Origin of the sequence: Streptomyces mangrovi, from assembly GCF_900114215.1 — a bacterium.
Lineage (GTDB): Bacteria > Actinomycetota > Actinomycetes > Streptomycetales > Streptomycetaceae > Streptomyces > Streptomyces barkulensis.
Genome location: NZ_FOSG01000010.1, coordinates 115,121 through 125,693, shown reverse-complemented (window position 1 = coordinate 125,693; position 10,573 = coordinate 115,121). Strand labels below are relative to the sequence as shown.

Sequence of the window (10,573 nt, the reverse complement as noted above, 5' to 3'; positions counted from 1 at the left end):
GCCGAGCTGATCTGACTGCGGGACCCTGCCGTCCCGGACGCACCCCTGGAGGCGCGCATCGGCATCGCCCCCGGACTGGCGCTGCCCGTTCAGGACGGCGCCGTCGTGGGGTGGAGTCCGGCCGACCCGGCGTGCTACCTCACCAGCGGGTACACGGCCCCTGACCAGTCCCCGCCCTCCCCGGACACCCGGCGGCGGTTGGCCGAGTGCCTGGCCCTGTTCACCCGGCCCCTGGTCGACGAGGTGATGGACAAGGAGCCGGGCGCCTGGCACCGGCTGCATACGACCGAGCAGACCCTGCGCAACCAGCGGGAGGACCGGCGCCGGGCCGGGATCCTGCACCGGCTCGTGACCCGCGTGATCGGGGACTACGAGAACTGGTGACGGACGCCGCTGTCGCTGGAGTGGACGGGGCAGGCGGGTCCGCGCGGGAGCGCACACGGCCCCTCGGCGCAGGCCGGACGCGGGGGCGTTCTCTCACCGCACTCGCCCCCCCGGAAGGTTTCCGGAAGTTTTGCGATCAGTAGCCAGCTCGTTTCCTTCAGATCCAGGGTTCTGTCGATCTCACTTGAAGGAAGGACGCCATCACGGCCACTTGACCAGCCATGATCCTCTCCTGGCAGATCCTCGACGGGTCTTCAACTCCCGTAAAACTTCCGGGAACTGTTGACAACCCAGGGGTGTCGGACCAACCTATCGGCATCGACAGGCCCCATCGCTGTCGAGCCGGGCCGCCCGCCGTGGCCCGGGCCTTCCGGTTGTCCGCCCCCACGGCGGCCGACCGTCCCCCCACCGTCGTCGATACGACGCCGGCGCGCGGTGGCCCCCCACGGCCGCCGACGGTACGCCGTGTCGTGTCGCGCTGCCCGGCCTCAGGGCCGGCCTTCGCGAGGAGGAAGCGAAGCATGGACAGGAACGACGCCCCCACCCCCAAGTCGATGAGCCGCCGCGGCTTCGTCGGCCGCGCCGGCGCCCTGGCGGTCGCCACCTCCGGGCTGATGCTGCCGGGCACCGGCACCGCCCACGCCCAGACCGTCACCTCGAACCAGACGGGCTACCACAACGGCTACTACTACTCGTTCTGGACCGACGCCCCGGGAACGGTCTCCATGACCATGGGCTCCGGCGGCAACTACAGCACCTCGTGGCGCAACACCGGCAACTTCGTCTGCGGCAAGGGCTGGGGCAACGGCAGCCGCCGGACCGTGCGCTACTCGGGCAGCTTCCACCCGTCGGGCAACGGATACCTGTGTCTGTACGGCTGGACGTCGAACCCGCTGGTGGAGTACTACATCGTCGACAACTGGGGCACCTACCGGCCCACGGGGGAGTACCGGGGCACGGTCAGCACCGACGGCGGCACGTACGACATCTACAAGACGACCCGGTACAACGCCCCCTCCGTCGAGGGCACCAGGACCTTCGACCAGTACTGGAGCGTCCGGCAGCAGAAGAAGACCGGCGGCACCATCACCACCGGCAACCACTTCGACGCCTGGTCCCGGGCCGGGATGCGGATGGGCAGCTTCAACTACTACATGATCATGGCGACCGAGGGCTACCAGAGCAGCGGCAGCTCCAACATCTACGTGAGCTGACGGCGGTACCCCGGTCCGGCCGGGACGCATCAGGCACTACCCCTGGCGCGGCGGCCGGGAGAGCCGCCGCGCCGTGCCGTTGCCGGCGGGGCCTGGCCTGGGAGGGCCGAAGCCAGCGTCACAGTCGAGTTCAGTCCCTCCGAGCCAGGTCCAGTGCCGCCGTGTGGACGAACCGGTCCAGCACCTCGCAGATCTCCCCGTTGTGCTCCGCGAGGACCCGCAGCGGGAAGGACGGACGCGGCTCCGGTTTCCCCTCGGGCAGTTCGATGCCGTCGATCTTGTTGAGACGGCGCAGGAGTTCGCGGCGCTGCTCGGTGTCGTCGAATCCGATCAGCTCGGCGACATCGCCGTAGGTCGTCCATGTGCCGCTCGGTATCGCCACCAGGGCCGCCCGCAGTCGGGACCAGCCGGGCCACTCCTCACCGGCCGGCTTGACCCCGCCGATCGGTCCGGGCCACAGCTGGACCGCCCGCTCGGTGAGGCGGTCGGCGCGTGCCAGGCTCTCCGTCCTGCCCCAGCGCTGCGCCAAGGCGATCTCCAGGTTCATGCGCAGGGCGCTGGACTGGACGCAGGCCGTGTACGCGTTCCGGTTCCGCCTGTGTGGGCGGCAGGCGATAGTGGTCGAGGCCCTCGTGGAACTCGTTGACGGGTATCTGGCGGTGCACTCTGTCCACGCCGCGTGCGTCACCGGCCTGGGTCTGTCCGGGGGCCGGCACCACCGAGCCGAGGAAGTGCGGCGCGGTGGGTTCGCCGGACCGGTGCTGGTCGGCGAGTTCACAGACGTCCTCCCACAGGCGCTTCAGCTGTTCCCCGCCCCAGCTGTACGTGCGCCGATGGAGCGGTACCTGGAACTGTTCGTCACCCTGGACGAGCCTGAGGAAGGTGATCTCCTGGGCGCGCATGCGCTTCCTTTCCCTGCCTGCGCAGGTCTTTGCCGGCCACCGGCGGTTCGGAACGGGCCGAAGGTCGTCGGAATCCAACGCGGGCTCGGCCGGGAGCGGCGGGCTTCGGCTGCTTCGGTCGTCCTCGGGCGTCAGCCCTGTCCGTCCGTCGGCACGGGACCCGTGTGCGCGGTGATCCTGGGCATCGTCTCGTTCGGGGACCTGCGCAGGAGCTTGATGCTCCGGCCTTCCACCCAGGCGTTCCAGGCCTTGAGGTAGTAGAGCAGGTGCTCGCGTGAGTCGTCACGGCGGCGGTGCGTCCTGCCCGCGGCCAGGCTCAGCATGGTGTTGCGCAGGGTCAGACGAGGGTCTCCCGGTTCCAGTCGCGCGCCGGTGACGACTCCGTCCTCCCAGGGCGACTGGTCGATGTCGGGCCGCGCGTCGGCGGTGACGTACCAGCCGATCGTCGCCGCCGTGACGGTTATACGGCACGCACGGTTGAGGGCGATGCCGTGGTGGAGCGCGTCACGGATGCCGGGGTGCTTGCCGAGCATCTCCAGGAGCTGGTCGTTGCTGGTGACGGAGGCCCCGCCGCTCCACGCGGAGTTAGGGGCGTGCAGGTAGAGGTGGAGGCCGCGCAGGGCCGCGGCCAGGTGCGTCGCGTTGGCCTCGCCGGCGAGTGCGAGGGCGTCCCGGCCGGTGCGCTTGCGCCCTGTGTCCATCACGGTGAACGCGGTGCGGGGCACGCCGCGTGCGACGGTCATGGGTACGGTGATTCCGGCCTTGACGATCGCCGCGAGCCGGTGCTGGCCGTCGATGAGTGTGCCGTCCTCGTCGAAGGCGATGCCCTGGTGTGTCAGCTGCCACTCCCCACGCTGGATCCGACCGGCCAGTTGCTGCACCGTGCTCTTGCTGAGAGGCCGGTTGTTGGTGTTGCGCGTGAGCCATTCCGTCGCCAACTGGGGCGAGACGTCGAGCACTTCCATGTGCATGGCGCGGGCGCCTTTCTCCGGGAACGGTTGGAGCCCGTAAGGGCGGGTCCTGACCCAGCTTGCGGCATTGCTGTGAACTCTGTCAAATGTCATGCATGGCTATCGGGGCGCCCCGGTGCCCTCGCGAGACATCGGAGGACACCGCAGAACACCGGACCGGCCCCGCCGTGTCTCACCCGGCTCTCACCCGGCGACCGGGTCCAGCAGGCGGCTGCGCTCGCCGCTCCAGGAGATCGCCGGCGCGCCCCGGGCCCGTCGGGATGCGGACCAGCACGGGATCTCCTCCGTGCTGCGGTAGTTGACGCGCAGCCTCGACGCGCGCCCCCGCACGTCGAGGCCAGCGAGCACAGCGAGACGCGGGAGTCGTAGATGCGCTGGTAGGGGTCGCCAACGAGGAACATGTCGGCGGCGCCGGGGCCGCGCAGGCGCGCAGCATCCGCCACTGGGCCGGGTTGGATGTCCTGGGCCTCGACCGAGTAGACGCGCTTGCGGACCCAGTCGATCGCCTCGCCGTGGTGGGCGACCCGCAGGAGGGTGAACAGTTCGCTTCCGTCGTCGGGTGCCAGGAGGACGCCCTGGTAGGCCCTGGTGACGCGTATCGTGCGGATCCGGGGGGCGTGCGCCCGCTCCAGCTTCTCCAGGCGCACGCCCTTGCTGGCGTGGCCTCGGCGGCGAGACGAGGTCCGCGACGAAGTCGTCGGAGAGGGCGAGTCGGCGCATGGGCGTGCTCAGGCCCCTCCGATCCTGACCGTCCCGCCTCGCGTCCCGCCCGGCGAAGAGGCGGGCGTGAGGCGGGACGTGCGCCGGGGCGCTACGCCAGCCCCGCCACCAGCTCGGCCAGGTCCTTGCGGCGGCCGGTGTAGAAGGGGATCTCCTCGCGGACGTGGAGGCGGGCGCGGGAGGCGCGCAGGTGGCGCATCAGGTCGACGATGCGGTGCAGCTCGTCGGCCTCGAAGGCCAGCAGCCACTCGTAGTCGCCCAGCGCGAAGGAGGCGACGGTGTTGGCGCGCACGTCCGGGTAGCCGCGCGCCATCTTCCCGTGCTCGGCCAGCATCTCGCGGCGCTCCTCGTCGGGGAGGACGTACCAGTCGTAGGAGCGCACGAACGGGTAGACGCACACGTACGCGCGCGGCTCCTCGTCGGCGAGGAAGGCCGGGACGTGCGAGCGGTTGAACTCGGCGGGGCGGTGCAGCGCCATGTTGGACCACACCGGCTCCATCGCGCGGCCCAGCCTGGTGCGCCGGAAGAGGTTGTACGCCTCCTGGAGCGCGTCGGCGGTCTCCGCGTGCCACCAGATCATCACGTCGGCGTCGGCGCGCAGCCCGGAGACGTCGTAGGTGCCGCGTACGGTGACGTCCTTGGCGGCGAGCTGGTCGAACAGCTCGCGGACCTCGTCGGCGTGGCCGGCGCGGTCCTCCGGCAGCGCCTCGCGCAGACGGAAGACGGACCACAGGGTGTAGCGGATGACCTCGTTGAGGTCCTTGGCCTTCTTGCCCGCGTTGGGCGTCTTGCGGGGTTCAGCAGTCATGGGTTCATTCTCCCCCTGCCTCCGAGCCGGCCGGTGGCCGGGCCCTCGATCCCGACTGGAGTACCGCCTCGGCGGCGGTGCGGGCGCTCGCGATGCACGCCGGGATGCCCACCCCGTCGTACGCCGCGCCGCAGACGGCCAGGCCGGGCAGGGCGGCGAGGTCGCGGCGTACGCGGGCGACGCGGTCGAGGTGGCCGACGGGGTACTGCGGCAGGCCGCCGTTCCAGCGGGTGACGGCGGAGGCGGCGGGGCGGGCGGTGAGCCCGATCGCGGTCTCCAGGTCGCGCAGGGACAGCTCCACCAGGTCGGCGTCGTCGCGGCCGAGGACCTCCTCCTCGCCGTAGCGGCCCAGGGAGGTGCGCAGGACGAACAGGTCGGGGTCCTGGGCGGCGTTCCAGTGCCACTTGTTGGTGGAGAAGGTGGAGGCCTTGATCGCCCGCCCGTCGGTGGCGGGGACGAGGAAGCCCCGGCCCTCGGGCACGCGGGCGAGGTCGCTGCGGCGGAAGGCCATGGTGACCAGGGCCATGGAGGCGTACTCGATCCGCTCCAGCTCGGCCGCGGCGGCCGGGGAGAGCCCGGCCAGCAGCCGTGCGGCGGCGGGCGCGGGGGCGGCCAGGACCACCGCGTCCGCCTCCAGCGGGCGGCCCGCGGCGATGGCCGTCCAGCCGTCGCCGGTGCGGCGCAGCCCGGTCACGGGGGCGTCGGTGCGGATGTCGGCGCCCGCGGCGCGGCAGGTGTCGGCGACGGCGTCGGGCAGCCTTCCCATGCCGCCCTCGATGCCCATGAAGACGGGTCCGTCCTGCCGGCCCGCGGCGGCTCGTTCCTGGATTCCGCGTACGGCGGCCAGCAGCGAGCGCTCCTTGCGGGCGGCCTCGAACAGGGCGGGCATGGCGGCGCGCATCGAGATCCGGTAGGCGTCGCCGGCGTACACCCCGCCCAGCAGCGGCTCCACGAGCCGGTCCACGACCTCGCGGCCGAGGCGGGCGGCGACGAACTCGCCGACGGCCACGTCCTCCCCGACCTCGGTGCGCGGCAGTTCGGCGTCCTCGGCGGCGCGGGCCAGGCCGTCGGGCGAGACGATCCCGTCGAGGACGGCCGGGTCGGCGGGTACGCCCATGACGTGGCCGGTGGGCATCGGGCGGACCTCGCCGCGGGTCCAGATCGCCGAGGTGCCCGTGGCGGGCGGCCGGAGGGCGGCGCCGAGGCCGGCGGCGCGGGCGAGGTCGAGGCCCTCGGGGCGGCGGGCGAGCATCGACTCGGCGCCCAGGTCGACGGCGGCGTCCGCGATCCGGCCGGCGTACAGCTTGCCGCCGAGGCGGGGGGAGGACTCCAGGACGGTCACGCGCGCGCCGCCCTCCAGCAGGCGGTGGGCGGCGGCGAGCCCGGAGATGCCGCCGCCGATGACGATGACGTGCATGGCTCCACTCTCCCAGACCGCCGCCGGGTCCCGTGCGCCGCCCCGGCCGGAAGGGGGCGCGGCACGGCACCGGGTACGGCGGTGGCACGGCTGCGGCCCGGCGGTGGCTTTTCCGAGTCCCGAACGTGACCGCTTCGCTACCGCGGAGCGGCAACCGGCCCGCACGACCGGCCGTCCAACCCCCGAAATCCACCGATGTGTTGGGGGGCATTGATGTTCACACGCAGGTTCACGCCCGCGTCCGGCGGCGGCGCGCCCGCGCGGCGCGGGGCGGCGGCCGCGCTGCTGCTGGCCGCGGCGCTGGCGGTCACCGGCTGCGGCGCGGCGGGGGACGGCGACGACAGCGCCGCCGCCAAGGCGGACCGGGGCGCGGCCGCGCCCGAGGCGCCCGGGGCGGCCGACCGGAGGGCCGTGCAGGAAGCCGGTCGGGAGGCGGGGGCCTACGAGCAGGACGCCTCGCAGGCCGACCGCGAGACCGCCGACGGCGAGAGGGCGGCCGACGACGTGCCCGACCTGGCCGCCACCCATGTCATCCGTACGGCCTCGCTCACCGTCACGGCCGAGGACGTGCCGGAGAAGCTGGCCCGGGCCCGCGCGGTGGTGGAGACCGCGGGCGGCTACGTGGCCGGCGAGGACACCGACAGCGACTCCGAGGGGCACGACCGTTCCCGTATGACGCTGCGGGTCCCGCCCGAGGAGTACCAGGGGGTGCTGGACGAGCTGGCCGGGCTCGGCAAGCTGGTCGAGCGGAAGGTGTCGGCCAAGGACGTCACCGATCAGGTGGTCGACGTCGAGAGCCGGATCAGGACGCAGAAGGCCAGCGTGGAGCGGGTGCGCAAGCTGATGGACGAGGCCGTGGCGCTGTCCGACGTGGTGACCCTGGAGGCCGAGCTGAGCAGTCGGCAGGCGGATCTGGAGGCGCTCCAGGCGCGGCTGAAGTCCCTGGAGAGCCGCACCGGGATGGCCACGATCACGCTGGTGCTGCGCGAGCCGGACGCGGAGCCGGCCGAGCGGAGGGAGGACGACACGCCGTCCTTCCTCGACGCCCTGGCGGGCGGGTGGCACGCCTTCGTCTCGACGGTGCGCTGGATCACGGTCGTCCTGGGCGTGCTGCTGCCCTTCGCGGCGGCGGCGCTGCTGGTGGCGCTGGTGTGGCGGCTGGTACGTCCCTGGCTGCCGCGGCGTCCGGAGGGGGCACTGCCGCGGCGCACCGGGCCCGCCGTGCCGCCGCCTCCGGTGACGGTCCCGGGGCCGGTGGCGGCGCCGGGTACGGCACGGGACGCGGCGCCGGACGCGGGCGCGGCGCGGCAGGACGGCGACCGCGCGGAGGGTTCCGGGGCCGCCCCGGAGGAGGCGGAGGCTCAGGAGGCCCCGGAGGCCCCGGAGAAGGAGTGAGGGAACGCCGGTGGGCCGGGTCTCCCCGGAAGGAGGCCCGGCCCACCGGCGTCCCGCAGTACCCGGCGGCGCCTCAGCGCGCGGTCCGCTCGTGCACGTACTCCACCAGGTGGGTGAGCGCGTCGGGGTCGGTGTCGGGCAGCACTCCGTGGCCGAGGTTGAAGATGTGCCCCGGCAGGCCGCGGGCGGCGTCCAGCACGCGCCGCGCCTGGGTCTCGACGGCCTCGCGCGGCGCGAAGAGCACCGCCGGGTCGAGGTTGCCCTGGACGGCCTTGCCCGGGCCGATCCGGCGGGCGGCCTCGTCCAGCGGCACCCGCCAGTCCGCGCCGACGACGTCCGGGCCCGCCTCGGACATCGCGCCCAGCAGCTCTCCGGTGCCGACGCCGAAGTGGATGCGGGGGACGCCGTAGTGGGCGACGGCGTCGAAGACCTTGGTGGAGGCCGGCAGCACCGAGGCGCGGTAGTCGGCGGGGGCCAGGGCCCCGGCCCAGGAGTCGAAGAGCTGGACGGCGCTCGCGCCCGCCTCGATCTGCACCTTCAAAAAGGCGGTGGTGATGTCCGCGAGCCGGTCCAGCAGGTCGGCCCACAGCTCGGGGTCGCCGTACATCATCGCCTTGGTGTGCTCGTGGTTGCGGGACGGCCCGCCCTCCACGAGGTAGCTGGCGAGGGTGAAGGGCGCGCCGGCGAAGCCGATGAGCGGGGTGGCGCCCAGTTCGGCGGTGAGCATCCGGACGGCCTCGGTGACGTACTCCACGTCGCCCGGCTCCAGCGGGCGCAGCCGCTCCAGGTCGGCGCGGGAGCGGACGGGCCGCTCGACGACGGGGCCCACCCCCGGCCTGATGTCGAGGTCGAGGCCGATGGCCTTGAGGGGCACGACGATGTCGCTGAAGTAGATGGCCGCGTCCACCCCGTGGCGACGGACGGGCTGGAGGGTGATCTCGGTGACGAGATCGGGGCGCATGCAGGAGTCGAGCATCCCGATGCCCTCGCGCACCTTCCGGTACTCCGGCAGGGAGCGTCCGGCCTGCCGCATGAACCACACCGGGGTGTGCGGCACGGGCTCGCGGCGGCACGCCCGCAGGAAGGCGGAGTCGGCGAGCGCGGGGTCGGCGGCCGCGGGGGCGGCGGGTCCCGCTGCGGAGGGGGGCTGGGCTGCGGTTCGGTCGTCGGCGGTCACAACCAGAAGTCTCGCACGTGTCCCTACCCGTCCGGAGCACCCGCTCCGCCTACGCTGCCGCCCATGGCAGCGGCGCGAGCACACCAGACGGACGGTACGGCGGGTCCCGGCGGTGAGGAGGCGCCGCGGGCCTTCCGGCAGGCCGTGGCGGCACTGGCGGGGGTGCGGACGCGCCCGGAGGTGCGGCTCGACCCGCTGCCGCCGCCCAGGAGGCTGGCGCCGTTCGCGCACGCGGTGGAGGCGTCGGTCGAGGCCGAGGGCGAGGAGCTGGCCGACGGGCGGTTCGTGCTGCTGCACGATCCCGCGGGGCAGGAGGCGTGGCGGGGCTCGTTCCGTGTGGTGACCCTGGCCCGTGCCCAGCTGGAGCCGGAGATGGCGGGAGATCCGCTGCTTGCGGAGGTCAGCTGGTCGTGGCTGACGGGCGCGCTGGAGGCGCGGTCGGCCGGGTACGCCGCGGAGGGCGGCACGGTGACGCGGGCGGACTCCCACTCCTTCGGGGAGCTGGCGGACCGGGCGGTGCGGTCGGAGCTGGAGATCCGCGCCTCGTGGACCCCGCGGGAGGGGCCGGGGGAGGCGGCGGCCGGACATCTGGCGGCCTGGTGCGATCTGCTGTGCCAGTGCGCCGGGCTGCCGCCGGAGGGGGGCGAGGGGGCGGCCGTCGTACCACTGCCGCAGCGCCGTGGCCCGCAGCCACTCTGATGGTTCCCCGGATCGAGTTCCTGTCCGATTTGCCGGAATTTTTCACTCACTCATTCGTGATCATTCCCTAAAGACGGACCGGCGGAGTGCCGAAGGATTCTGTGACCCCTCACGGGGTTCATCCCATCCCGACTTCCCCCATAGTCGGCTTCCGTCCGCTCTCCACTCCCCAGGAGGCCCGGTGTCCGTTCTTCTTGAGCACCCCACAAGCCTGGTCGCCTACCGCCCGAACAAGCCGACGGCCATGGTCGTCGTCGCCGACCCCCGGGTCCGTTCCACCGTCACCCGCCACCTGTGGGCGCTCGGTGTCCGGGACGTGATCGAGGCGTCTTCGATCGCGGAGGCCCGCCCCCGTGTCGCCAATCCGCGCGACATCTGCGTAGCCGAGGTCCACCTGCCCGACGGATCCGGCCTGACCCTGCTGTCCGAGACCCGGGCGGCGGGCTGGCCCAACGGCCTCGCCCTCTCCGCCGCCGACGACATCGGCGCCGTGCGCAACGCCCTCGCGGGCGGCGTCAAGGGCTATGTCGTCACCGGCACCCGCGGCACCCCCGGCCACCCCGGGCGTCCCGGCACCGCACCCATCGGCGCCGCCGCCGCCCGTATGCACCGCCGCCCGCCGGGCGCTCCCGGCCACTCCGGTGGCTACCGCGAGCTCTCCGGCCGGGAGATCGAGGTGCTGCGGCTGGTGGCGGAGGGCCAGTCCAACAAGGCGATCGGCGTCTCCATGGGCCTGTCGGCCCTGACCGTCAAGAGCCACCTCGCCCGGATCGCCCGCAAGCTGGGCACCGGCGACCGCGCGGGCATGGTCGCGGTCGCCCTGCGCACCGGCATCATCCACTGACCCCGTTCCCCCCGACGCTCCCTCACCCCACCCACTTCCCGT

The 10,573-nt window shown here is 73.3% G+C and carries 10 protein-coding genes and 1 pseudogene; 5 read left to right on the top strand and 6 right to left on the bottom strand.

Annotated elements, in window-relative coordinates; all coding sequences use genetic code 11:
- Window positions 1–105: 105 nt before the first annotated feature.
- A complete protein-coding gene (locus BM237_RS29995) occupies window positions 106–384 on the top strand; it encodes a hypothetical protein (RefSeq protein ID WP_245793658.1) in 279 nt (92 codons plus the stop codon).
- A gap of 521 nt (window positions 385–905) precedes the next feature.
- Complete coding sequence (locus tag BM237_RS16040; protein WP_093850346.1) at window positions 906–1,598, top strand: glycoside hydrolase family 11 protein; 693 nt, start codon at window positions 906–908, stop codon at window positions 1,596–1,598.
- Window positions 1,599–1,728: 130 nt separating this feature from the next.
- On the opposite strand, the gene BM237_RS29990 is transcribed toward BM237_RS16040, so the two are convergent.
- From BM237_RS29990 to hemG, 5 genes and pseudogenes are all read right to left on the bottom strand, one after another.
- On the bottom strand, window positions 1,729–2,145 hold the full coding sequence (locus tag BM237_RS29990) for an MGMT family protein (protein ID WP_245793657.1): 417 nt from the start codon (window positions 2,143–2,145) through the stop codon (window positions 1,729–1,731).
- A gap of 486 nt (window positions 2,146–2,631) precedes the next feature.
- Complete coding sequence (locus tag BM237_RS16030) at window positions 2,632–3,471, bottom strand: hypothetical protein (protein ID WP_093850345.1); 840 nt, start codon at window positions 3,469–3,471, stop codon at window positions 2,632–2,634.
- Window positions 3,472–3,732: 261 nt separating this feature from the next.
- Window positions 3,733–4,191: pseudogene (locus BM237_RS30540) on the bottom strand (UvrD-helicase domain-containing protein); the annotation flags it as partial.
- A 91-nt stretch (window positions 4,192–4,282) separates the two neighbouring features.
- Window positions 4,283–4,999, bottom strand: coding sequence for a hydrogen peroxide-dependent heme synthase (gene hemQ, locus BM237_RS16020; RefSeq protein ID WP_093850344.1), 717 nt, complete (start codon window positions 4,997–4,999; stop codon window positions 4,283–4,285).
- Window positions 5,000–5,003: 4 nt separating this feature from the next.
- Complete coding sequence (hemG, locus tag BM237_RS16015; protein WP_093850343.1) at window positions 5,004–6,416, bottom strand: protoporphyrinogen oxidase; 1,413 nt, start codon at window positions 6,414–6,416, stop codon at window positions 5,004–5,006.
- Between the two features lie 213 nt (window positions 6,417–6,629).
- Here hemG and BM237_RS16010 point away from each other — a divergent pair, with 213 nt between their 5' ends.
- Window positions 6,630–7,811 carry a DUF4349 domain-containing protein gene (locus tag BM237_RS16010; protein WP_093850342.1) on the top strand — a complete coding sequence of 394 codons (1,182 nt, stop codon included), beginning with the start codon at window positions 6,630–6,632 and terminating at the stop codon, window positions 7,809–7,811.
- Window positions 7,812–7,884: 73 nt separating this feature from the next.
- Here the strand turns inward: BM237_RS16010 and hemE are convergent, their stop codons facing one another.
- A complete protein-coding gene (hemE, locus tag BM237_RS16005; RefSeq protein WP_093850341.1) occupies window positions 7,885–8,988 on the bottom strand; it encodes a uroporphyrinogen decarboxylase in 1,104 nt (367 codons plus the stop codon).
- A 63-nt stretch (window positions 8,989–9,051) separates the two neighbouring features.
- On the opposite strand from hemE, the gene BM237_RS16000 reads away from it, so the two are divergent.
- On the top strand, window positions 9,052–9,687 hold the full coding sequence (locus BM237_RS16000; protein ID WP_093850340.1) for a DUF3000 domain-containing protein: 636 nt from the start codon (window positions 9,052–9,054) through the stop codon (window positions 9,685–9,687).
- Window positions 9,688–9,868: 181 nt separating this feature from the next.
- Window positions 9,869–10,531 carry a helix-turn-helix transcriptional regulator gene (locus tag BM237_RS15995; RefSeq protein WP_093850339.1) on the top strand — a complete coding sequence of 221 codons (663 nt, stop codon included), beginning with the start codon at window positions 9,869–9,871 and terminating at the stop codon, window positions 10,529–10,531.
- Window positions 10,532–10,573: the final 42 nt, after the last annotated feature.